Source organism: Arthrobacter sp. AZCC_0090 (assembly GCF_014207375.1).
Lineage (GTDB): Bacteria > Actinomycetota > Actinomycetes > Actinomycetales > Micrococcaceae > Arthrobacter.
On sequence record NZ_JACHEE010000007.1, the window covers coordinates 133,352 to 155,546 of the forward strand.

Annotated in this window: 24 protein-coding genes and 1 riboswitch; of the genes, 10 read left to right on the top strand and 14 right to left on the bottom strand. The window is 63.2% G+C overall.

The features are described from left to right. Nucleotides 1-99: 99 nt before the first annotated feature. Nucleotides 100-1,197: an NAD(P)/FAD-dependent oxidoreductase gene (locus tag HNP00_RS12890; RefSeq protein ID WP_184739663.1), complete on the bottom strand. Its 1,098-nt coding sequence runs from the start codon at nucleotides 1,195-1,197 to the stop codon at nucleotides 100-102. 111 nt (nucleotides 1,198-1,308) lie between these two features. On the opposite strand from HNP00_RS12890, the gene HNP00_RS12895 reads away from it, so the two are divergent. Further along, nucleotides 1,309-1,758 (top strand): MarR family winged helix-turn-helix transcriptional regulator, encoded by a 450-nt coding sequence (locus HNP00_RS12895; protein WP_184739665.1) that lies wholly within the window; start codon nucleotides 1,309-1,311, stop codon nucleotides 1,756-1,758. Nucleotides 1,759-1,867: 109 nt separating this feature from the next. On the opposite strand, the gene HNP00_RS12900 is transcribed toward HNP00_RS12895, so the two are convergent. Together HNP00_RS12900 and cls are read right to left on the bottom strand one after the other, a co-directional pair. After that, nucleotides 1,868-2,512, bottom strand: a complete 645-nt coding sequence (locus tag HNP00_RS12900; protein WP_184739667.1) for an NAD(P)-binding domain-containing protein — start codon at nucleotides 2,510-2,512, stop codon at nucleotides 1,868-1,870. A 153-nt stretch (nucleotides 2,513-2,665) separates the two neighbouring features. Beyond that, nucleotides 2,666-4,114: a cardiolipin synthase gene (cls, locus tag HNP00_RS12905; RefSeq protein WP_184739669.1), complete on the bottom strand. Its 1,449-nt coding sequence runs from the start codon at nucleotides 4,112-4,114 to the stop codon at nucleotides 2,666-2,668. Between the two features lie 122 nt (nucleotides 4,115-4,236). Between cls and HNP00_RS12910 the strand changes: the two genes are divergently transcribed. Then, the gene (locus HNP00_RS12910) at nucleotides 4,237-5,178 is read left to right on the top strand and encodes an aminodeoxychorismate lyase (protein ID WP_184739672.1); all 942 of its coding nucleotides are present in this window, start codon (nucleotides 4,237-4,239) and stop codon (nucleotides 5,176-5,178) included. Nucleotides 5,179-5,303: 125 nt separating this feature from the next. On the opposite strand, the gene HNP00_RS12915 is transcribed toward HNP00_RS12910, so the two are convergent. The 4 genes from HNP00_RS12915 to HNP00_RS12930 form a co-directional block, all read right to left on the bottom strand. After that, a complete protein-coding gene (locus HNP00_RS12915; RefSeq protein WP_184739674.1) occupies nucleotides 5,304-5,801 on the bottom strand; it encodes a DinB family protein in 498 nt (165 codons plus the stop codon). 65 nt (nucleotides 5,802-5,866) lie between these two features. Next, complete coding sequence (locus HNP00_RS12920; protein WP_221451471.1) at nucleotides 5,867-6,697, bottom strand: phosphotransferase; 831 nt, start codon at nucleotides 6,695-6,697, stop codon at nucleotides 5,867-5,869. A 125-nt stretch (nucleotides 6,698-6,822) separates the two neighbouring features. After that, a complete protein-coding gene (locus HNP00_RS12925) occupies nucleotides 6,823-7,380 on the bottom strand; it encodes a hypothetical protein (RefSeq protein WP_184739678.1) in 558 nt (185 codons plus the stop codon). A gap of 56 nt (nucleotides 7,381-7,436) precedes the next feature. Continuing rightward, nucleotides 7,437-7,622: a hypothetical protein gene (locus HNP00_RS12930; RefSeq protein WP_184739680.1), complete on the bottom strand. Its 186-nt coding sequence runs from the start codon at nucleotides 7,620-7,622 to the stop codon at nucleotides 7,437-7,439. Between the two features lie 315 nt (nucleotides 7,623-7,937). Here HNP00_RS12930 and HNP00_RS23650 point away from each other — a divergent pair, with 315 nt between their 5' ends. The 3 genes from HNP00_RS23650 to HNP00_RS12945 are packed head-to-tail and all read left to right on the top strand — an operon-like array spanning nucleotide 7,938 to nucleotide 10,608. Beyond that, nucleotides 7,938-9,686: a GMC oxidoreductase gene (locus HNP00_RS23650; protein WP_184739682.1), complete on the top strand. Its 1,749-nt coding sequence runs from the start codon at nucleotides 7,938-7,940 to the stop codon at nucleotides 9,684-9,686. Continuing rightward, on the top strand, nucleotides 9,683-10,084 hold the full coding sequence (locus HNP00_RS12940; protein WP_184739684.1) for a PAS domain-containing protein: 402 nt from the start codon (nucleotides 9,683-9,685) through the stop codon (nucleotides 10,082-10,084). Before HNP00_RS23650 ends, HNP00_RS12940 begins: the two co-directional genes overlap by 4 nt. Further along, nucleotides 10,081-10,608 (top strand): cupin domain-containing protein, encoded by a 528-nt coding sequence (locus tag HNP00_RS12945; protein ID WP_184739686.1) that lies wholly within the window; start codon nucleotides 10,081-10,083, stop codon nucleotides 10,606-10,608. The genes HNP00_RS12940 and HNP00_RS12945 overlap by 4 nt, the downstream gene beginning before the upstream one ends. A gap of 153 nt (nucleotides 10,609-10,761) precedes the next feature. Here the strand turns inward: HNP00_RS12945 and HNP00_RS12950 are convergent, their stop codons facing one another. Together HNP00_RS12950 and HNP00_RS12955 are read right to left on the bottom strand one after the other, a co-directional pair. Continuing rightward, entirely contained in the window at nucleotides 10,762-11,793 is a 1,032-nt protein-coding gene (locus HNP00_RS12950) for an ornithine cyclodeaminase (RefSeq protein ID WP_184739688.1), read from the bottom strand. Between the two features lie 159 nt (nucleotides 11,794-11,952). Next, the gene (locus tag HNP00_RS12955; protein WP_184739690.1) at nucleotides 11,953-12,384 is read right to left on the bottom strand and encodes an Lrp/AsnC family transcriptional regulator; all 432 of its coding nucleotides are present in this window, start codon (nucleotides 12,382-12,384) and stop codon (nucleotides 11,953-11,955) included. A 55-nt stretch (nucleotides 12,385-12,439) separates the two neighbouring features. Here HNP00_RS12955 and HNP00_RS12960 point away from each other — a divergent pair, with 55 nt between their 5' ends. The 4 genes from HNP00_RS12960 (at nucleotide 12,440) to HNP00_RS12975 (ending at nucleotide 14,888) form a co-directional block, all read left to right on the top strand. Next, the gene (locus tag HNP00_RS12960; protein WP_184739692.1) at nucleotides 12,440-12,799 is read left to right on the top strand and encodes a hypothetical protein; all 360 of its coding nucleotides are present in this window, start codon (nucleotides 12,440-12,442) and stop codon (nucleotides 12,797-12,799) included. An 80-nt stretch (nucleotides 12,800-12,879) separates the two neighbouring features. Further along, nucleotides 12,880-12,992: riboswitch (SAM riboswitch) on the top strand. Between the two features lie 10 nt (nucleotides 12,993-13,002). Beyond that, complete coding sequence (locus tag HNP00_RS12965) at nucleotides 13,003-13,272, top strand: DUF1737 domain-containing protein (protein WP_184739694.1); 270 nt, start codon at nucleotides 13,003-13,005, stop codon at nucleotides 13,270-13,272. After that, a complete protein-coding gene (locus tag HNP00_RS12970) occupies nucleotides 13,269-13,679 on the top strand; it encodes a rhodanese-like domain-containing protein (protein WP_184739697.1) in 411 nt (136 codons plus the stop codon). Before HNP00_RS12965 ends, HNP00_RS12970 begins: the two co-directional genes overlap by 4 nt. Continuing rightward, a complete protein-coding gene (locus HNP00_RS12975) occupies nucleotides 13,680-14,888 on the top strand; it encodes an O-succinylhomoserine sulfhydrylase (RefSeq protein ID WP_184739699.1) in 1,209 nt (402 codons plus the stop codon). A 10-nt stretch (nucleotides 14,889-14,898) separates the two neighbouring features. Here the strand turns inward: HNP00_RS12975 and HNP00_RS12980 are convergent, their stop codons facing one another. After that, nucleotides 14,899-16,143: a glutamate--cysteine ligase gene (locus HNP00_RS12980; RefSeq protein ID WP_184739701.1), complete on the bottom strand. Its 1,245-nt coding sequence runs from the start codon at nucleotides 16,141-16,143 to the stop codon at nucleotides 14,899-14,901. A gap of 768 nt (nucleotides 16,144-16,911) precedes the next feature. Next, the gene (locus HNP00_RS12985; protein ID WP_184739703.1) at nucleotides 16,912-18,435 is read right to left on the bottom strand and encodes a UDP-N-acetylglucosamine 1-carboxyvinyltransferase; all 1,524 of its coding nucleotides are present in this window, start codon (nucleotides 18,433-18,435) and stop codon (nucleotides 16,912-16,914) included. A gap of 128 nt (nucleotides 18,436-18,563) precedes the next feature. On the opposite strand from HNP00_RS12985, the gene HNP00_RS12990 reads away from it, so the two are divergent. Then, the gene (locus HNP00_RS12990) at nucleotides 18,564-19,097 is read left to right on the top strand and encodes a GNAT family N-acetyltransferase (RefSeq protein ID WP_260404953.1); all 534 of its coding nucleotides are present in this window, start codon (nucleotides 18,564-18,566) and stop codon (nucleotides 19,095-19,097) included. A gap of 13 nt (nucleotides 19,098-19,110) precedes the next feature. Here HNP00_RS12990 and HNP00_RS12995 read toward each other — a convergent pair whose 3' ends face one another. From HNP00_RS12995 to HNP00_RS13005, 3 genes are read right to left on the bottom strand one after another with little or no spacing between them, the layout of a single operon-like run. Then, on the bottom strand, nucleotides 19,111-19,914 hold the full coding sequence (locus HNP00_RS12995) for an energy-coupling factor transporter transmembrane protein EcfT (RefSeq protein ID WP_184739705.1): 804 nt from the start codon (nucleotides 19,912-19,914) through the stop codon (nucleotides 19,111-19,113). Further along, nucleotides 19,911-21,488, bottom strand: a complete 1,578-nt coding sequence (locus HNP00_RS13000) for an ABC transporter ATP-binding protein (RefSeq protein ID WP_184739707.1) — start codon at nucleotides 21,486-21,488, stop codon at nucleotides 19,911-19,913. Before HNP00_RS13000 ends, HNP00_RS12995 begins: the two co-directional genes overlap by 4 nt. Further along, complete coding sequence (locus tag HNP00_RS13005) at nucleotides 21,488-22,120, bottom strand: ECF transporter S component (RefSeq protein ID WP_184739709.1); 633 nt, start codon at nucleotides 22,118-22,120, stop codon at nucleotides 21,488-21,490. Before HNP00_RS13005 ends, HNP00_RS13000 begins: the two co-directional genes overlap by 1 nt. Nucleotides 22,121-22,195: the final 75 nt, after the last annotated feature.

Genomic DNA, 22,195 nt, shown 5'->3' on the forward strand with positions numbered 1-22,195 from the left:
CGCTCACGCCACCAGTCTGCCTTAAACATCCCCAGCTAGCAGCGGTTCTCCACCGAACTTTGCCGCTGAGCCTCCAGCCTCCCGACGGCGGTCCTTACCTCACGGGGTCAGGTTCAGCATCTCGACGTAGCGGTCGATCATCATGTGTTGGCCTTTGATCTTGGAGATCACCTCCGGGCTGGCGATCTCGCCGTCGGGCAGTTGTCCCGAACCGCCCGTAGGCCCCAAAGGAAGAATGATCACCGGGCGCGACGGCGACCACGCCGTCAGTTCTTCGGAATCGCTGATCTGGGCTTGGATGTTCTTGGCAACCACCGCGGCCTCGCGTCCCGCGACCCCGGCCTTGTTCACGTCGATCGCCGAGATGTCACCCAGGGCATAGACGTTCTCGAAGCCCACCACGCGGAGTTCCGGTGTGACTTCCAGGTAGCCCTCTGCCGTGCGCGCGGCAAGAAGGTCCCCTGCTACGTAGTCCGTCTGCGGAGCGATCCCATAGCAGCGGAACCAGATGTCCGCTTCGATGGAAGTGCCGTCCGTGGTGTTGACCGTGAAAGTACCGAGCTCGCCGGCGGGAACCGGGGGCAGCTGGACCAACCCGCTGCCCATAATTCGCCGCACGCCGAGATCATCCAGCTGCCGGTTGACCTCCACCCGCAGCCGTGGATCGTACTGTCCGGGAAGGATGTCCGGCGCCAAATCCACCAGCACAATGTCTTTGTCCGGCCATGCCGCGGCGATCTCGCCGGCAAATTCGAGGCCCACGGCCCCGGCGCCGAGGAGCATCACCCTGCTGGCCCGTTTGAGGTCATCGTGTGCTGCTTGGTAGCGGGCGATGGCCTCAGTGGTGACCATCCGATCACTCTTGGCCGGGAAGGGGTAGCTGGAACCGCTGGCGAGGACGATGTAGTCCGGCGTCAGTCGGGTCCCAGAGGCCAACTCGACGGTGTGCCCGTCTACCCTGACAGCTCGATCACGCAACACCTCGCCGCGCACCAGCAAGCGGTCATACGGAAGGAACATCCGCGGCAAGAAGTCCGGCTGGACCACGGATCGTAGCGCCGCGATGTTGTGGACAAAGGCGTCCTTGGGCTCCACCAAGGTAACCGTCGCATGTTCGTCGAGTGCTTTGGCTACGGCGATTCCACCGTATCCTCCGCCGATAACCGCCACCGTGGGGTGCGGAGCCTGGTCATTCATGGCAACTCCTTAGTAAGAGGCTCACGCTGCTCGGCTTGTGCCGCCCAGATCGTTTATGAAAGACAACGATTTCACATGGGCAATAATTTCCCCGATGATAAGATTTTCTCGATGAGTCCTTCAGCAGCAGACAAACAACTGGGGTTTCTCTTGGCGCGCCATGGGCGCATCATGAACACACGCCTCCGCCAAGCGCTGGACTCCTCCGGACTCAGCCCGAGGCACGCGGTCCTCCTGTGTCGGCTTGACGATTCCGGGCCCATCAGTCAGCAAGGCCTCATCGAAATTCTTTCTATCGATGCCAGCGCTCTCGTGGCGGTCCTGAACGATCTCGAAAGCGGAGGGCTGGCGGAACGGCACCGCGATCCCGCGGACCGCCGTCGTCATATCGTTGAAATCACCGCGGAAGGCAAGCGCGCTGTCGCGTCAATCGAAGTTGCCGTGGGCGACGTCGAACGCGAGGCCTTTGCCGGGTTCTCCGCGGATGAGCTCCAGCAACTCCATGGGCTGCTGTCGCGGATTCACGCCGAACCCTCAGACGAAGCCTGCGCTGAGGATTGAGCTCCTCCGGACCCGCATGACTCGCCACTAAATCAAGGTCGCGAAGAGTGCAGCGTGCAGGGTGTCCAACGCACAGAATGAACCAGGAAACTTCCCTGAGAGATCAGAGCTAGAGGGCGGCACGCGCCTCGTCCGTGTTCAAAAGCCTTCCGCCCAGCCCGCCATTCTGGTGAAGGTCCCCTCGCATCAGCTCTAGCCTGCCGGCTGCCTCGAGTCCTCCGGCTTTGACCGGATCAAAGCCGGAGGCGCCGATGAGCCGCTCCACCGTTTCGGCCGCCGTGTCATCGTCGGTTGCGTAAAACAGGACGGCCCGCCCGGACGGCCGGCGGGCTGCCGAACCTAGTGCGTCGGCCCCCAACGTGCCGAAAGCCTTCACGAAGTGCGCCCCGGGAGGGAGCAGGTTTGCCAGGATCGACGCTGCTGATTCGCCCTCCGGCAGGGTATTGGTAAAGCCGCCGTGGCCATCGGGCCCGATCGGGTTGGACGGATCGATGACCACCTTGCCGACCAGCCCCTGTGCCAATTGGGAAATGAGTTCCGTACCAGTGTCCAGCCACACGGCCAACAGGACGGCGTCAGCCTGTGACACGGCATCAAAAACGCTTGCCGAACTCGCCAGGGCACCTAGCTCAGCGGCCAACGCGTCAGCGCCCGACTGATTGCGGGCGGCCAAGACGACCGGTTCGCCGCCCTGAACAAGATTGCGGGCGACCCGCGAGCCGACGTTACCGATCCCAATAATTGCAGTTGTCACGTCAACCTCCAGATGATGGTGACAAAAAGCCTATGACCGGAGGGACGGCATGTAAACGGGTGCAGGATTACGGGAGTACATGACCGCCAGCCAGCGGAGTGAAGGCTGGAGCCTGCGCTGAGGATTGAGCGAAACGCGGCGACGCCACCCCAATTACTGCAGCGTAGCCGTCAATCGCGCCACGTTGTCCACGTACTTGGCAAGCATCGGCCGGTCCAGCCAATTGTCCAGGGTCAGCTCGCGGCACATTTCGCGATAGGAAGACTCCACCGAGCGCATCCTGTCCACGGCCTCGGCACCGAGGAGCATGACGGAGACCTCCATGTTGAGCGAGAACGAGCGCATGTCCATATTGCTCGAACCGAGGACCGCCACTTCATCGTCGATCGTGAAGTGCTTGGCGTGCAGCACGTACGGCGCACGGTACAGGTAGATCCGCACTCCCGCTTCCAGAAGCGCCTCGTAGTAGGACCGCTGCGCGTGGTGAACCAGGAACTGGTCGCCCTTCTCGGAGACGAAAAGTTCCACGTCCACGCCACGCTGGGCCGCCGTCGTAATGGCATAGAGAAGCGAATCGTCCGGCACGAAGTATGGGCTGCAGATTGAGATGCGGTGCTGGGCCGAGTAGATGAGGGTGTTGAAGAGGCGCAGGTTGTTTTCCGTCACGAATCCCGGCCCGCTCGGAACCACTTGGGCGGTCATCCTGCCAGGCGTCGCTTGGACCGGGACCTGCAACTGGTATTCGAGGGATTCGTCGGTTTCACTGAGCCAGTCTGTGGCGAAGACGACGTTGAGGGTGGCTACGATCGGCCCCTCCATGCGCGCCATGAGCTCCACCCATTTGCGGCCGGCGCGCCGGTGCTTGGGGTTGTTATAGGAGGGCTCGATCAGGTTCTGGGAGCCGGTGAAGGCGATTTCGCCGTCGATCACGAGGATTTTCCGGTGGTTCCGCAAATCCGGACGGCGCCACTGACCGTGGATGGGCAACAACGGCAGCATGCGGCGCCACTGGATCTGGCTGCGTTTGAGCCTGCGGACCAGCCTCCGGTAGCCGGGAATCCGCAGCGTGCCGATGTGGTCGAAGAGGAGCCGAACGCTGACACCGCGCACAGCTGCGTTTTCCAATTCGGTGAGGAGCTCGTCCGTAACGGAGTCGCTGCTCATGATGTAGAACTCCGCATTGACGAACTTTTTGGCCCCGCGAACCGCTTCTGCCATGGCCTTGAGTGATTCCTCGTAGCCCGGGATCAGCTCCACGGAGTTGCCGTCCACCATGGGGAGCGAGCCGAGGCGCCGGTTCAGTTCACCCGCCGACGTCACCCATTCGGGTCCGGAGTATGTGCTGACGACGTCGACAATTGCCGAAGTGCCGGCACGCACCCTTTCGTTGACCTCCTCTTGCTGCTCACGGCGACGGCGGGACAGCCGGAAATTGCCGAACAACAGGAACAGGACGAAACCGATGGAAGGTACGAGGAAAACGGCCAGGAGCCAAGCCATGGCCGTCGTGGGACGACGGTTTCCCGGGATGACGCCCAGCAGCACGATGCGCAGGATGATTTCAGCGATCGCCCAGGCACTAAGGAGCCAAGTCCACTCCATCCCGAACTGAAAAGGAAACAGCACTCGACAACCCCCACGGTCAATGAACTAGCAGTCACCACAGCCTATCTGGCACCCCGCTCCCGACCGCTCGTCCTGTGCGGCCGCACTAAGCTGGAAGCATGACTTTTCCTGCCTCGACGGTCCTCGTTTTCCTGGATCCCGCGTTCGAAAACGGCCGTATCGCCGATTCCAGCCAGCCACAGCTCATGGCCACGGACCTGGGTGCCACTCGAGGCGACGGCGTCTTCGAGTCGCTGCTCGCCGTCGAGGGCCGGGCACGGAAGGTTCAAGCCCACCTGAACAGGCTTGAAAGCTCAGCCCGCGCACTGGACCTCAACATTCCCGAGCCGGAAGTCTGGCGCAGGGCAATCGACACGGCGATCACCGAGTTCCGCGACGCCTTCCCCGCGCCGAGCCCGGCCGAGGACGAGGTAGTCATCAAGCTTCTGGTGACACGCGGCGTAGAAGGCGCGTCGACTCCCACATGCTGGATCCAGGCTTCACCGTCCCCCGCGGGCAGTCGCCGGCAGCGCGAGACGGGCATCGACGTCGTACTTCTTGACCGCGGCTTCGACACCGAGGCGGGCGACCGCGCCCCCTGGCTGCTGCTTGGCGCGAAGACGCTCTCCTACGCCGTGAACATGGCTGCGCTGCGCTACGCGCACAAGCAAGGCGCGGACGACGCCATCTTCACCTCAACCGACGGCCGCGTTCTGGAGGGCCCGACGTCCACCGTTTTGCTGGCGCATGTTGAAACGGTCGACGACGGCGCCGGCTCCGTGCGCACCGTCAAGCGCCTCATCACGCCGCAACTGGACAGCGGCATCCTCCCGGGCACCTCCCAGGACGCGCTTTTCACCAAGGCAAAGGCAGCGGGCTGGGAGCTCGGCTACGGCCCGCTGGTCCCGGACGATCTGTTCGACGCCGACGCCTTGTGGCTGATCTCAAGTATCCGGCTTATCGCGCCCGTCAATCACGTGGACGGCAAGGAGATCGGTACGCCCGCAATGCGGAAGCAGCTCACCGCCGAGCTCAACGAGCTTTTCGCAGGGATTGAGTAGGGGTTCCCTGCCCAACTGACTCGCATTAGATGTCGTTCTGGGGCGTTTTAACGACATCTAATGCGAGTCAGTTGGGAGAGGACGACGGCGGTCAAGCGGTTTTGCGCGGACCGGCCGGTAACGCTCTAGGCGCTGAGGATCTGCTCTCGCAGGATGTCTGCATGCCCGCAGTGTTGGGCAAGCTCGCGCAGCAGGTGAAGGTACACCCAGCGCAGCGGGAGCGGGCCGCGTCGGTTGCCGTTGAGCAGGTCGTCGAGTCCCAAGGACGAGGTTGCAAGGCGCGATGCCTCGCATGCCTCTAGGTGTGCTTGCTGGACGGAGGCAACGGTGTCGTCATCATCGAGGATAAACGACTCGTCCGGCGTCGCGGGGATTCCGATCTCGGCGCGTGGACGGCAAGTGATGGCTTCGTCGAACCAGACCTTCTCAACGAAGGTCGCGTGCTTCACGAGGCCGAGCAGAGTGGTCCGGGACGGCACCAATGACCTGCGGGCTTGTTCCTCAGTCATCCCGTTCAAGCAGGCATTGAGCGCACGGCGGTGCTCGTCAATGAATGCCTCGAATTGGGTCCTGATTGGCTGGTTAATGACGTCCTCGGCAAACGTCAAGGGAAGAGAAGGCATGCGTGGAGTATCCCAAGAGCGTCACTCTGGCGCAATGAAGGGCAGCCGGGGCAATGAGGCCCCGGTCAGGCCTTTGCTAGGGCAAGACGTTGCTCGGCCTGATCGGTGATGGCCGCAGCTGCAATCAACGGCGAGCGAAAGAGGTGCTCTCCGCGGGCGTTGTGCAGGGCCGGCCACAGACTGGCGGCCCAAGAGACCTCACGCTCGTCTTTGGTCAACGGACGGCCGCGAGCCCATTCGTATGAGTCGATGAACTCACCTGAACTCTCAATCGGGGCAAGCGTTGGCGTCTCCGCACTCGCGAAGGCCCCTGACGCTGCTCCTACGATGGCGGCCTCGGGAAGAGAGACGAGGCTGTCCCAGTCAAAAACAGCCCAGGGCTTGCTGTCCTTCCACCTGATATTCTGAGCCTCCAAGTCACCATGTCCGATAACGCGGGGAAGCGGTGACTGTCGAAGGCGAGCTGACACACGCCGAGCATGATCTCGAATTGATTCGGGAACAAGGCGCTGGTCCATCTGGTCGAGGGGACCATTCCGAGCCCACACTCCGCCCCCGGGCGGATTCCAATGGACCCACGGAGGCGGAGGGCCTATCTCGTCACTAGCCTCCCCGGCGAGGATTTCCATCAGCTGGGCGAGGAGGACGGCAGAGAGGTGGGCTGCACCGCCGTCGTCGTCGCGAAGCATTTCTCCGCCAGGGCGCCATTCCTCGGCAGAAACAACAAGGCCGTCATCGAGCATCCCGGCAACCGTCAATGGCTTCGCGCAAGCAAAGCCCTCCTTGGCAGCTTTCCGCTGCGCGTCGAGGCAACGATTGACTCGCTCCAAGGAGTCGGCGCGGACCTTGATCGCCGCTGAAGTCCCGTCCGCGTCGTACTGGTAGAGGTCCGACATCTGTCCGCCAGCGGACGAAGTCAGCCGTTTCAACTCTCCCGGACCGAGCCGACTGGCACACCAGTCAACAAGCGATTGTCCGGCTCTCGGTTTGCTCATCGGTTCATTGCTCGTCTCGCTTCTTCTCAGCCGTTGGCCGCGATCCTCACCGCGGCGACTTCTCCCGCTCCGGCGGAGGTGGAGTTGCCCGAATTGGCCCGCACCACTTGGACCTGGACGGTAACCGGCCCCGGCTGTAACTGAACAACGCGCGCGTAGGGTGCGGAGCAATCGAATGTCTCGTCCTGCGGTGCGAGCCCGGTGAGTGGATCTTGGGCGATGACCAGATGGACCTCCGGAGCACCAATGCAGGCTGCCGTCACGGTGTAGGGGCCCGCGTCCTCCACTCTGGCGCTCTTGTTGACGCCGCTGACCGCGCCACCCACGGTGCCGGAGTCCTCCAAGATCACCGCCCCGGATCCTTGCCCAAGCAGCTCTTTGGCCGCAACGAGGTTGTTGGCCTCAAGCGTCAACGTTGCCGGATCCTTGGTGGGCAGCGGTGCCCGAGGCTGGGAACTCCGAGTGGGCGCGGCGGCCCGCTGTGGATCACCGGCGTCGGTGTATTCACAACCGAACATGCCGAGGGCCAAGAGCAGCCCGGACAGTAATACAGCAACAATTCTGGTTCCCCCATGACCCGCCATGAATCCGAGTGTAGCGAGCCAGATGGAAATTGTTTGTCGTTGAATGCGTCCTCGGACTAGGCGATCAAGGCATGGAAATCAACGCCGAAGAGGGCCACTAGCGGCCAGAGAACAATCGCCACCAGGCCCTTCAGAAAGTTGGCTGGGACGTTCCATGCCACGAGATAGCCGTGGGTGCTGGCGACCAGTACACCGACGGCCAGATATATGATCCCGAACAGACCAATTCGACGCCTGCCCATTTTACGCCTGCCAATTCCGCGTATCATCGCTCATCTCCCGCTGCGGGGTGTGAACAAAATTATAGTCGCGCCGAGGCATATTCGAATGGGCACAGGCCCCTCGCGGTCTAACCACGCGGACGGTAGTTAAGTCACACCAACCCCTGAAAAACCGGCCGGGAAATTTAGCGTGCCAAAGTCTATTGTGCCGCCGTGGCCGCGGTAGTTAACTAGTCCTCGTGAACCCTGCTGGGGAAGGGTGATCTACCTCTAGGGCCCAGCGGGCACCTGGTTTCACGGTGCCGTGGGACCAGCAAGCTGATGGAGGGCATCATTGTGAGTGCAGTTTCTTCGTCCCAGAATTTCAATCATGGTTTTCCCACACCCGGACCCCAGGATCCCTCGCCCCAGAAGGTCATGGATCATGTTTTCTTCCTCTCCGAAGGGGAATGGAAAAAAGTCCGCGAAGAAGAACAATTCGACCACATTGTCATCGGCACCGGGTTCTGCGCCTACGCCTTTGCTGAGCGGACCCTAACGGTCAACCCGCATGCGCGGATCCTGATCATTGAACGGGGTCCGTTTTTCTTGCCGCAGCATTTCCAGAACCTGCCACTGCCCTACAAGGAGACATTGGGAGGCCTCTCGGAGACCTTCCCTTGGACCTTGGCGGCCGCCACGGCCACCCAGCCGCCCGGCAAGATTTCCTGGCAGCACGGCATGGTCCCCTTCTACGGCGGACGCAGCATCATGTGGAGCGCCTGGTGTCCCCGCCCCGAGGAAGATGAAATGCGGGGCTGGCCACGGGCGGTGATGGACGCCGCCAAGTCACACTTCACGTCGGCGGAAGACCTGCTCAACGTGGTTTCAGCGGACCAGATCGACGCCGGGCGGTCAGCCGACGTCGTAAATCTCATCAACGATACCCGGCCCGTCTACGGAATCATGCAGAAAGCCCTCCAGGAACAGCTCGAGTCGGGCCTGCACAAGATCGATTCCGCCACCCGCAGCATGCCGGCCCCACTCGCCGCGGCAACCGGCGCAAGCTCAGGTGTGGACTTCGCGAAGTTCTCCACACCGGCGGTCCTGCTTGAACTGTCGGACAAGCAGGCGGCACTTGAGGCCCGAGGCAAGGGCGCTGCTCTTCGCATGGTCACGGACTGCACGGTGTTGAGTGTGCTCCAACAGGACGGACGGGCCACGGCATTGAACACCAATCGCGGCGTGGTGAATGTCGGCAATGCCAACCTGGTCCTGGCCATGGGCACTCTTCCTCCGGCGACCCTCGTCCTCAATTCCTTCCCGCAAGTGCAAGGGGCAGGTGGGCACTTCAGCGCCCACTTCATCACCTCCGTGGTGGCCCGGGTACCTCGCAAGGATTTTGACTTCAGCGAACAACTCGGCGAGCTGGAGTTGGCGGCCATCTATCTGGCGGGCAAGAGCCCGGCCGGCATGCAGTACCACGTACAGCTTTCAGTCCTCTCAGACCGTTTCCCTGACAAGAACGCCCAGAAGTCCGAACGCTACGCCCCCGACGTCGTCGCCACGGCTTCGCTGGCACAGCTGCGGTCCTCGGAGGACTACCTGGTGTTCGTCTGTGCCGTCCTCGGCGAGCTGGACGAAAGCAACCCGGAGAACCATTTGCGCCTGTCCGGCGGGGCCGACCCCACCTGCAACGTCACCTTGCAGGTGCTGGCCAACGCCACCGACGACGAAACGTGGGACACCATGGACGAGGGAACCTTTCAGATGCTGGAGCGGGTCCTGTCTCCCGCAGGCGCGGAGCGCGTCGAATACTGGCACGGGGATCCCGACGCTGGGAACTGGGGCGCCGAGCGTCCCGCCATCCCGGAACGCCGCGTACCGGGCTTGGTCCACGAAAGCTCGAGCCTGCCAATCGGCGAAGAGGAGGACGCCGTCGTCGGGACCGACTACCGCCTCAACGGCGTGCAGAACGTCTTCGTCACCGGCGGCAGCCTCTGGCCCACCGGCGGTTCCTGGAATCCGACCATGACCATGGTGGCCCTGGCCCAGGACCTCGCCGAAAGACTGGAGGCCGACGGCGGAGCGGCGGCAGCGCCGTGACCGTCGCCCCAGCGCTGGACCCGGCACTCCTTCCCACGGTTCCGCCGATGAGCGTCGCCGACGTGCTGGATCGGCAGGACGGCGTGTATTGGGTGGCGAAGGACGCGAATTCGGTCTTTCTGTGGGTCAACCAGAACTTCGCGGATTTGGTGGGCATGAGCAAGTCGGAACTGATCGGACACCAGGACTCGCGCGCGGAACACGTTGCCCACGACAAGGAGGTGATGGCGAGCGGAAAGCCGCTGCTCAACTTCCACGAAACCATCGCCGTCCCCAGCAAGGAGGGCGGCATGGTGAATGTGGACATCGTGACCCAAAAAGGGTTGTTGCGCGCCCTGGGCAGCAAGGAGATCATCGGGATCACGGTCTGCTTCTCACTGAAGGATCCGGTCACATGACGGCCGCCGCAGAGGACTGGATCAAGCGGCTGGACATGTCCCCCGCTATCGTGGGCGGCTGGTTCGCGCCCGCTCTGGTGAGCAACGAGGACATAGCCGGTTCGGCGCTGCCTCCGCGCTTCGGCGTCGACCATCCGCTCTACAGCTCCAACTGGTACCTGCTTCAGTCGGGGGAGGTCCTCCAGTTGCATGCCCTCAAGCAGGATGAACTGTGGTTCTTCCACCTGGGCACGCCAATCAGGCTGCATGTCTTCTCCCGGGAGCTTGGACATGAGGACTTTGGTTATTCCGAGGCTTTGTTGGGGCCGGATCCGCAAGCAGGCGAGACGTTGCAAGGAGTTGCGCCGAACTCCACGTGGTTCGGCGCCGAGTTGGCCGGTCCGGGGTTCGCCTTGGTCAGCTGCAGCCTCACCCCGGGATACGAGAGATCGGACTCCGTGAAACCAACGGCACGGGACATCGAGTCGCTCGTTTTGAGGTTTCCTGGGCATGCTGGGCTGATCCTGCGCCTCGCGGCGGAATAGCCGGGGTTGGCGGGATGGCCATATAGGCCGGGATAAAAACGTCTGATGCGCCGGTTCTGGGGCCGGCGCATCAGGCTTCTTTCCCAACTGACTCGCAGTAGCTGCCGTTACGAGGCCTGAAAACGACCACAAATGCGAGTCAGTTGGGGCTCCTCAGGATCCGATCGGAGAAAGCGCCCGCACCAGACCGAAGAGGTCCTTGGGGTCATCGGGGTTAGCGACGAGGTCGATCTCCTCGAAGAACTCCGAGCCGTCAACGGCATTGCGGAGATACCGCAAGGCGGAAAAGTCCTCGATCGCAAAGCCCACGGAATCGAATATCGTGATCTGGTCGCTGGAGGTCCGGCCCGGCGCGTGCCCGCCCAGGACTTGCCAGAATTCCGTGACGGGAAAATCGGCGGACATTTGCTGGATCTCGCCTTCAATCCGTGTCTGGGGATCGTATTCCACAAACACGTCGCCGAGGTACAGGATGGCAGCGTCGAGCTCGGTCTTCCCTGGGCAGTCGCCACCGATCGCGTTGATGTGAACACCGGTCGAAACCTGGTCTGCCGTCAGGATCGTGGCGTTGGCCTTGTCCGCCGTGCACGTGGTGATGACGTCGGCGCCCTCCACTGCATGGGCCGCCGAGTCTGCAATGGTGACGTCGAAGCCGAGCGGAGCCATGTTCCGGACGAACTTCTCCATCGCAGCAGGATCCGTGTCCCAGATCCTGACGGTGTTAATACCCAGGGCCGCCCGAAAGGCCAGGGCCTGAAACTCCGATTGGGTTCCGGTTCCGATCATCCCCATGATCCGGGCATCGGGGCGCGCGAGTTTCTTCGCGACCATCCCGGACGTAGCCGCCGTTCGAAGCGCTGTCAGCACCGTCATCTCCGCAAGGAACGTCGGATAGCCGTTATGGACGTCGGACAAGACACCGAAAGCTGTCACGGTCTGGAAGCCGCGCGCGGGATTCGAAGGGTGTCCATTTACATACTTGAAGCCGTATGTTTCGTGGTCGCTGGTGGGCATCAGCTCGATGACACCAAATGGCGTGTGACTTGCCACCCGGGGAGTCTTGTCAAAAGATTCCCACCGCCGGAAGTCGTCTTCCAAATACTGAATCATCTCCGAGATGATGGCCTCCGGGCCCCGCACGGCCGTCCAGCGAACCATATTGCGGACATCGACAAAGCGCGTCATGTGCGCTCCTTTCCCTCATAAGCACTGTTGCTACGAGGCTACGGAGCGGCGATATGCATGCACAATTGTCAAAGTACGTACTTTTTATTGAGAATCTGTACAAACTGATGACACTATTTTTACATAATGCCCTAAGGCAAGCCACCGTAATGCGGGCGACTACCGGAGGACGGAACTAAGCAACAGGCTTGTCTCGCTATTGACGATCCCCTCGATGCCGCGGATCCTGCCCAACACCTGGTCAAAGTCGCTGAGGCTCTCCGTGCGTAGCTCAGCCACGAGGTCCCAACCGCCGTTCGTGGTGTGCAGCGCCCAAATCTCGGGAAGTCCCCGGAGCTGGCGAATAACCTTGTCCGCCGACCTGCCCTCCACCGCTATGAGCGCAATAGCCCGAATGGCAAGTGGATCAACCTCGTCGCGGACCCTCGCGGTGAAGCCAACGATGGTTCCGGAGGTGACAAGACGCTCAAGCCGGCTGTTCACGGTGGCCCTAGCGACGCCCAGCTTCCGTGCAAGGCTGGCCACGGACGCCCTGCCGTCCTCCCTCAGGGCAGAGAGGAGCTGGCGGTCAAGGTCGGTGAGTGCTGCCATAAAGATAAACGTATCGCCCATTCCACAAGAGGGGCCGAGTCCGTAGGGTATCGACATGAGCATTTACATCAGCCCCGACTCTGCCGCATGGTCGCTGACCGCCATGGCGACCGCCGCGTCCGCGGGATCAATCGATGATGCGAATGGTATGTCCAACTTGGTCAAGGAAATTTACGAGACGGAGGGTTTCGAAGCCCTGTCAGGTGTGGTCTTTGCCTTGGCTCATCACAACAGCCTCTCACTGCATGCACTCGCCACGGCCACTGGGATATCCGTACACGAGCTGCTGGAAATCCGGAAACACCAAGGTTCCACTTTTCATCACTCCCCCTCAGGAGTAGCGTCACGGCTTGATGCCCTTCCGCCCCGTATCCAGGCAAGCCTGGAACCGCTGCCGAATGAAACCGAGGCCTAGGCCCTCGGCTGCTGTCCGGTTACGGAACATGACGACGGCCGGTGATGCAGGCCGCCGTCGTGGATGTTATTTTCTTCTTGAGTAATGAGCACCAGCGCGAAGCCCTGACTTGCTGGTCGGCAACCCTCTCTCCGGCGGGGTGCCTCAGGTGACTACTCGGCGTATCGACACTTTCGAACTGCAAGCGTGACTGAGGAGCACCAATGCCTGAACCCACCGAAGAAAAACTCTCCTACCGTCTCGTCACGGGTCCTGACACGCGGGAATTCTGCGAGAGGATCTCCACTGCCCTCGCCGAGGGATACGTGCTGCACGGCAGCCCGGCCGCGACCTTCAACGGCACGGACGTGATTGTGGCGCAGGCCATCGTCCTGCCCGCGGCGATCGCGAGCGCGGATGCTGCAGTTGCGACCGCAGTCGATGCACTAGACGGCCAGCTCGATGAAGAGTTCGACGGCGAGGGCCACGCATGAGCTACGCAGGCGACCTGAGCCCGCATGACGCCTGGGCGAAGCTGGAGCAAGGCGCCATTCTGGTGGACGTCCGCACCGAAGGCGAGTGGGCACACATCGGCATCCCGGACACCAAAGCCACCGAGAATGATCCCTTGTTCATCCAGTGGAACTTCGCCGGCGGCATCCCCAACTCGAGATTCATCGACGAGCTGAAGCAGCAGGCCCCAGAGGAAAATGGCACCGAGTTGGTTTTTCTCTGCCGCTCCGGCCAGCGTTCCATCGCCGCCGCCATCGCCGCAACGCAGGCTGGCTACACCTCCTACAACGTCCTGGAGGGCTTTGAAGGCGAGCCTGACCGCTACGGCGAGCGAACCGTGAACGGCTGGAAAAACCGTGGACTTCCGACGAACCTGGGGAACATCTAAGTGACTTTCAATCCTGACGCCGCCGGCTGGAGCCCTGACACCCAGGCAGTCCGCGGCGGCCTTGACCGCACCAATTTCCAAGAGACTTCAGAAGCCGTCTTCCTCAACTCCGGCTTCGTCTACGAATCCGCGGAAGCCGCCGAGCGCGCGTTCACCGGCGAAGACGAGCGCTTCGTCTACTCCCGTTACGGCAACCCCTCCGTGGCAACCTTCCAGGAGCGTCTCCGCCTGCTTGAAGGCACCGAAGCGTGCTTCGCGACGGCGTCGGGCATGTCCGCTGTCTTCACCGCCCTCGGTGCGTTGCTGGCAGCGGGCGACCGGGTGGTTGCCGCCCGTTCGCTGTTCGGTTCCTGCTTCGTGATCCTCAACGAGATCCTGCCGCGCTGGGGCGTCGAGACCGTCTTCGTTGACGGACCAGACCTGGACCAGTGGCGCGCAGCCTTGTCCGAGCCGACAACAGCGGTGTTCTTCGAGTCGCCGTCGAACCCTATGCAGGAAATCGTCGACATCGCCGCGGTGAGCGAGCTCGCCCACGCGGCGGGTGCCACAGTCGTCGTCGACAACGTCTTTGCCACTCCCCTGCTGCAGCGCTGCGGCGATCTCGGCGCAGACGTGATTGTCTACTCGGGTACTAAGCACATCGACGGCCAGGGACGGGTCCTGGGCGGTGCCATTCTGGGCACCAAGGAGTTTGTCGACGGTCCCGTCAAGCAGCTCATGCGGCACACCGGGCCGTCCCTCTCCGCGTTCAACGCCTGGGTCTTGACCAAGGGCCTGGAAACGATGGCGCTCCGCGTGAACCATTCCTCAGCATCGGCGCTGCGGATCGCCGAATGGCTTGAGGAGCAGCCAGCCATCAGCTGGGTCAAGTACCCGCTCTTGAAATCGCACCCGCAGTACGAGCTCGCCGCCAAACAAATGAAGGCCGGCGGAACGGTACTGACCTTCGAGCTGCTCCCTTCTGCGGGACGCTCGGCGAAGGAGGCCGCTTTCGCTCTGCTGGACGGGCTCTCTGTCATCGACATCTCGAACAACCTTGGCGACTCCAAGTCCCTCATCACCCACCCGGCCACCACCACGCACCGCGCCATGGGTCCGGAAGGCCGGGCGGCCATCGGGCTGGCTGACGGCGTCGTACGGCTTTCGGTCGGTCTGGAGGACGTGGGCGATCTCATCCGTGACTTGGAGCAGGCACTCAAGCAGGTCTAGCCGGGCGTTGTCAGCCCGGCGGCTCGCGCCAGTCCTGGCGCACCCAGGTGAGCACGGGCTGCGGTTTGGTGTCGCTCTCGTCCCTCTCTGAGCGCATCGTGATCTGGACGGCGTGCTGGACAACGGCGGCCAGCCCGGCGGCGTCGGGCGTGCCCCCGTTGTTCTCGCTCCAGCGCTCGGCAACTCCGCGCTGCTCGATCGCGCCATTGCCACGGCTCAGGATGGCTGCCACACCGGCCTGGGCCAATTCGAGTTCACCCTGTTCGGCCAGGATGGGTTCGAGATACTCCACCAACGACCAGACGACCTCGGCGGCGGGCTCCGGCCGAAAGGTTCCAAAGTCCAAGAGTTCGCCGCGCAGTCCGAAGTTGCTTGCCTGCCAGGACGCCATCCGCAAGAGCGCCGTGGGCACGGACGCAGGCTCCACGCCGGCATGGTATTCACGCATGGAGGTCTCCACCAAGGCCCTGACCAGCACTGCGATCAGCGCAGCATCCTCGGCCCGCAGGCAGACATCGGCCACCCGGACCTCCACCGTGGGGACGTGCCGGGACAACCGGGCGTCGAAGTAAACCATGCCCTCGTCCAGCAGGACACCCGTTTCGATGAGCCTCTGGACCACCCGCCGGTAGGAGGCCAAGGATCCGAAGAGGGCCGACGGTCCCGATGACGGCCAACGGTTCCACGCCTGCGTCCGGTAGCTCTCAAAACCCGTCGCCAGCCCCCGCCAGTAGGGCGAATTGGCGCTGATGGCGGTGAGGACTGCAAGCTTGTCCCGGATGTGGTCCAGGACCACCACGCCTTCCTCCGGGGACTCGATCGAGGTGTGTACGTGGAATCCGCAGGTCAGCTGTTCGTGTGCCGTGATGCCGAAGCGTTCGAGCATGACGGCATACCTGGGATCCGGAGTGGTGTGCAACGCGGCGTCCACGGGTGACGTGGCCAACGCCGCGATCCTTGCCCCGTGGCGCCGGGCCGCGTGACTCGCGAGGCCCCGCGCTTTGCGGATCTGGTGCAGCAGTTCGGCGTAGCTGCGGCATGGCCGGGTCTGGGTTTCGATCTGCTCAAGCTTGAGCTCGTGGCTAAGGGCGGTATCGGAGCCGTCCATGTCCTCATGATCCACGCTGGTTTCTTGGGTGTCCGGGGTGACGCCGTTCTGGGCCACGCCCGAAAGTAGCGCGTCGGCAAGGGCAAGCGGCTCGCCGGTCACGGGATCGACGATCAACAACTCCTCTTCCACACCAAAAGTGCGCACGGATCAATTGTGCGCCATTGCAGCCTTTGGGAAACAGGGGCGAGGTTTGGCGAGGCGGGCTCCCGACCGATTCTGCTCGATCATTCCTGCCGGGCGGATGGCGTGCCCCCATTTTCCGGGCATGGGCGAAAGCCAACCCGGGGATGATCCAGCAAAATGTCGGCCAACTCATCCACATACGCCACATTCCTTGGCGCATCAGCCCCAACATCGTGACTAGCTGGATCCATGGATGCTTTGGAATACCTGGTCTCAGTGGGCGGTGTCGCTCGGGTAGGTCTGCTGCGCGCCAACGGCTATACGCCCTTAGCCATCCGCAAGCTGGCCGCCGCCGGGGCGCACCAACCACGGAAAGGGATATGGGCCCTCCCGTCAGCGGATATGGAATACCTCACGGCCATTCTCAATAACGGGCAGCTTACCTGCGCCAGTGCCGCACTACGCTACGGCCTGTGGATCAAAGACAAGCCCGAACGTGTGCATCTGTCCACGCGGCACTGCCGGGGCAGGGGCTTCGTCCGGCATGGCGGTCTTCGCCTGTCTCCGGAGAACGCCGTTCCTGTGGCCTCCGTGGAAGACACCGTCATTCACGCGTTGACCTGCTTGCGGGACGTGGACGCCATTTCGATTGCGCAATCGGCCATCCAAGAGTTCGGTATCCCGCGGGAAATACTCGAAAGCGAGATCTCTGCCAACTGCTACGGAGACGCGAGAAGGCTTCTGATTCGCAACGCGCGGAGTCGAGTCCGGCCCAGAAATCCGACGCCGTCAGTCCTGGAAGTACTCGATCTTGGCGCCGATGGTGTTGAGTCGCTCGGCCAGGTCCTCATAGCCGCGTTCAATCACGTAGATGTTGCGCAACTCGGACGTGCCACGGGCCGCGAGCATGGCCAGCAGCAGGCACGCGGCGGGACGGAGGGCCGGTGGGCAACCGACTTCCGCACCACGCCATTTGGTGGGGCCATTGACGTAGATGCGGTGCGGATCGAGGAGCTGTACCTGGGCTCCGAGTTTGTTGAGCTCGGTCAGGTAGATGGCCCGGTTCTCGTAGACCCAGTCGTGGATCATGGTCTGGCCCTCGGCATTGCCCGCGATCACCGCGAAGAATGGCAGGTTGTCGATGTTCAGACCGGGGAATGGCATCGGATGGATCTTGTCCTCGGGGGCGCGCAGCCGGGATGGCTTGGTGGTGACATCCACCAAGCGCGTCCGTCCGTTGCGGGCAAAGTACTCGCCGGAGATGTCTAATTGCTGACCCATCTGCTCAAGCGTGGCCAGTTCGATCTCCATGAACTCGATGGGGACTCGGCAAATGGTGACCTCCGAGTTGGTCACGATTCCCGCGGTGATCAGGCTCATGGCCTCGATCGGGTCTTCGGACGGGAAGTACTCAATGTCGACGTCGATCGCCGGGCTGCCAGTGATCTTCAGGGTGGTTGTCCCGATGCCGTCGATCACCACGCCGAGTCCCTGCAGGTAGAAGCAGAGGTCCTGCACCATGTAGTTGGGGCTGGCGTTGCGGATCACCGTGGTCCCGCTGCGGTGGGCGGCCGCCATGATGGCGTTCTCCGTCACCGTGTCACCGCGCTCCGTGAGCACGAACGTGCGATCGTCGCCATCGGCCGGAGGGGCCTGCACGGAATAGAAACCGGACTTGGCCTCCACAGAGAGCCCGAACTGGCGCAACGCTTGCATGTGCGGTTCCACGGTACGGGTCCCCAGATCGCAACCACCGGCGTACGGCAGTTGGTAGGTGGCCGCTTCATCAAGGAGCGGGCCAAGCAGCATGATGACGCTGCGGGTCCGGCGGGCTGCCTCCACATCCATCGAGGCGAGGTCCAGGGTCTCCGGGCGGCGAATGCGGAGATCGTTGCCGTTGAGCCAAGTGCACTCGACGCCGATGGACGTCAGAACCTCGACGATCCGGTTGACTTCTTCTATCCGGGCAAGCCGACGCAGGGTGGTGGTGCCTCGGTTGATGAGGCTCGCACAAAGCAGCGCGACGCCAGCATTCTTGCTACTGTTGACGTCCACTGAGCCGGAGAGCGTGCGTCCGCCCTCAACGCGCAGGTGTGTCATCTGCCGTTTGCCGACTTTGACGATGGTGCGCCCGAAGATGGACTCAAGGCGTTCGATCATTCGGAGGCTGAGGTTCTGCTTGCCCTGTTCCATGCGGGCAATGGCGCTTTGGCTGGTGCCCAGTTCCGAAGCGAGCTGTCCCTGTGTCCAGCCCTTTTCGCCTCGGGCATCGCGAAGAAGGAGACCTACATGTTCGGCAGTCGGTTGCGTCATGAGCAAAAAATATCATAGATGGTCTATTGAGGCATATTTCATGATTCAACACGCCGGATTCACTGCTTGCTAGTCGTTTCGTGCGATACGCGTTGACACCATCGCGACCACGAGGCAGGCTCAGTCGGATGAGGTCCAGCGAATCGTCGAGCTACTCGCCCTCTACGCTGCGTGCGGAGGTCCGCCCGGCCAAAGACAGCGACCTCGCCCACATTCTCGAGGTCGAAGCCCAAGCCGGGCGTCCCTTTCTTGACGCTGCAATGCTGGCGGAAGCGATCGACGACGACGCGCGCCTTGTGGTGGTCGCTTTCGTGCGCGGAGCGTCCGACGTCGGGGAGCTTGTCGGCTGGGGCAAGACCCATTCCTGGGACTATGCCGACGGCGCCGCGCCCAAGGGCCACTACCTGGGCGGCGTCACCGTGCGGCCGGATCGCCGGCGCAAGGGAATCGGCACAGCCTTGACCCAAGCCCGGCTGGATTGGATATGGCGCCGGGCATCGGAAGCCTGGTACGTCGTGAACGCGTCCAACCTCGCGTCAATCGGACTGCATCGCCGCTGGGGGTTCGCGGAAGTCGCCAGGGCGCCGGGCTTTCACACGACAACGTTCGACGGCGGTGCGGGCATACTCATGCGGACGGACCGCCCTGGCGCGCCCGCATAAAGGGGGCCGCCGGCTAGCCCTGCTTCAGCCAGACGAAGTGCCAAGTTCCTGCCGACTGGGCAGCGAGCACGGCCGCGGCGGCAATGACCAACCCGCCCACCAAAACCCAGGCGTCCAAGCGACTGTAGGTGGATTCGCGGGCCCAGGTCCGCGGTCCACCGCCGAAGCCTCGTGCCTCCATGGTCACGGCCAAGCGCGACGCCCGGCGTATCGCCTGGACCAGCAAGCCGAAGCTTTGGCCTAGCATTGCCCGGAACCGTTGCATCGGACTCCCGTGCGAGCCGACGCCACGCGCGCGCCGTGCCATGCCAATGGTCTGCCACTCCTCCGCCATGAGCCCTACGAGCCGCAGCGCGGCCAAGGTGCCCAAGACAAAACGGTGCGGCAGTTTCGCCTTCTGCGCCAAGGCATCGGCAAGGTCAGTCGGATCGGTGCAACTCATCAGGAGAATGGCCGGCAATGCGATCGCCAAGCCGCGCAGCATGAACCCGAGTCCCAGCTGAAGCGAGCCTTCGCTGATGGACCAGATCCCGACGTCGAGCAGTATCCTGCCGCTGTCAGCCGACAGGATCGCGGTACTCCAGCCGCCGAGCGCTGCCGCGATGATCAGAGGCCAGCCACGCTGCCACAGCAAGCGCAGCGTGAGGCCCGCGAGGGGGAACAACGCCAGCTCTCCGAGGAGAGCGGTCGAGGCAGACACCAAATCGATAGACAACGCCAACACCAACGTGATCAGGAAGACCGACACGAACTTGGCCAGCGGATTCGCGCGCGTCAGGAGCGCATTGTTGCTGCGCAGGCTCAGGGCTTCCCTCATGCCGCACCTGCCTCTTGCCGGGATGCGCCTTGCAACGCAGGCTCGAGCCGCATCTCGGTGCCGCCCAGGACGGAGCTGAATTCCTGGTCGTGGGTCACGGAAACCACGGAGGTGCCGGCATCGAGCAGTTCGGACAGGAACGACGCCAGCTCGGCCCACGTGTTGGCATCCTGGCCAAAGGTCGGTTCGTCCAGCACCAGGACACGCGGGTGCGCGGCAAGCACGGTGGCCACCGACAGCCGCCTCTTCTCGCCGCCGGAGAGCGTGTACGGATTGGCGTCCACCAAATGCCCCAGCCGCAGCCGCTCCAGCAATTCGTCGACGCGGTCCTCGCCGTGGCCAAGGTGTTTGGGGCCGAACATGAGCTCGTCAAGCACCCGGCCCGTAACGAACTGGTGCTCAGGCTCTTGGAACACGGTCCCGATGCGGGAGATCAACTGCTGGGCCTTCCACTTGAAAGGATCGGTGCCGGCACCGTCGCTGAGCCCGACGGCGGCAGTCACCGTACCGGAAACGGGCGCCAACAGGCCGGCCAGGGTCAAAGCGAACGTGGACTTTCCGGCGCCGTTGGGCCCTGTGACGGTCAGCGCCTGCCCGGCGAGCACTTCGGCGTCGAGTCCGGCCTGCACAGGTACGGGCGGGATGGTTGTGAACCCGCGGCGGCGCGCCCGCTTACGCGACACAGCAAGCTCCTGGGTGGCGAGCAGCAGCTCTCCCCCGCCCGTCGCCCCAGAACGGGGCCGGGTGGCCGGCACGTACCCGGGCACCCAGACGCCCGCAGCAGTGAGCATGTCCCTTGCTTGCGCCAGCACTGTGTCCGGATCGCCATCCAAGAGCACAGCGGGCGTGGACCCTCCCTCAGAGGAGCTCCCCGGCTGGAGCACCACGATCCGGTCCACGAGGTCCTTCCACACGGAGACTCGATGCTCCACCACCACCAGGGTGGCCCCGGTCTTGTCCAGGCAGCGGCCCACGGCATCGCGGACCTCCAGCACGCCCGCGGGGTCCAGGTTGGCGGTCGGCTCGTCCAAGAGAATCAGGCCAGGCCTCATCGCCAGGATGCCAGCCAGCGCAAGGCGCTGTTTCTGCCCGCCCGAGAGCGCCGACGTCGGGTGGTCCAGCGCAAAGCCGCCTGCGGCACTATTCCGCAGCCCGACGTCGTCGAGCGCTTCATCAACGCGCTTCCAGATCTCTTCCCGCGGCACGCAAAGATTCTCGGCGCCGAACGCGACGTCGTCACCCAGTCGCGAAAGCACCACCTGGGTCTCGGGGTCTTGCTGCATGAGTCCGGCACGGCCCCGCTGGGCCCTCGGCGAAACGCCGTCCACCAGCAACGAGCCTGTCTCGTCGGCGTCGTCGCCTTCCTCGCCCAGCACGCCCGCCAGGGCATGCAGGAACGTCGACTTGCCTGCGCCCGACGGGCCAAGCAGCAGCACACGCTCTCCCGGACGAATGTCCAGGTCCAGGGCGTGGATGGCCTGCGTGGCGCGGCCCGCGTGCCGCCAGCCCCAGCCTTGCGCGGAAATTGCGGCGGGTCGCACCACAGCGGAGGTGCCGGAATCAGGACTGGGCATCAGGAAAAGACGGGCTCCGAAGCGGCCTTGCGGGACGCGAACGCGCTCAGGACGCCAGTTTTGGCCAGGCCGCGGGTGGCGATCCAGGCCAGAGCGCCGGCAATGACGGCACCGGAAACCGTGCAGAACGCGATGTAAGCGAGCTTGTCGACGGCTTCGTAGGCGATGTTCCAGCCCCACGGCAGGAAGGAATCGTTCAAACCGCAGAACAGGCCCGCACCGGCACCGGCCAGCAGGGACGCGGGCAGGTTGAACTTCTTGTACATGAATGCCAAGAAGATGAGCTCTGCACCGAGTCCCTGGAGGAGTCCGGACATCAACACGGTGGTGCCGTACTGGGAACCCATGATGAGTTCGCTGGTGGCAGCGACGGTCTCACAGAAAATTGCCGCACCGGGCTTGCGGATAATGAGCATGCCCAGCACAGCCGGAATCATCCAGCCGCCAGCAATGATGCCGGTCACCGGCGGGTATGCGGCGGTCATCGGCGTCGAGACGAGGGCAGCCATCTGGTCCCATGCCCAGAAGATCACGCCGCCGGCGATGGAGATCAAAGCCGCCACCACGATGTCCACGACACGCCAGTTGTAACCGGGCTTGGTGATGCCCGGCTTTGCAGAAATACCAGTCATTTTGTCCTCCTGAGGAACAGGAGGGGAAAGTGTTTCGGCTTGCCTCCGAGCGGCCTCCGCCGCACCGGTTCCGGA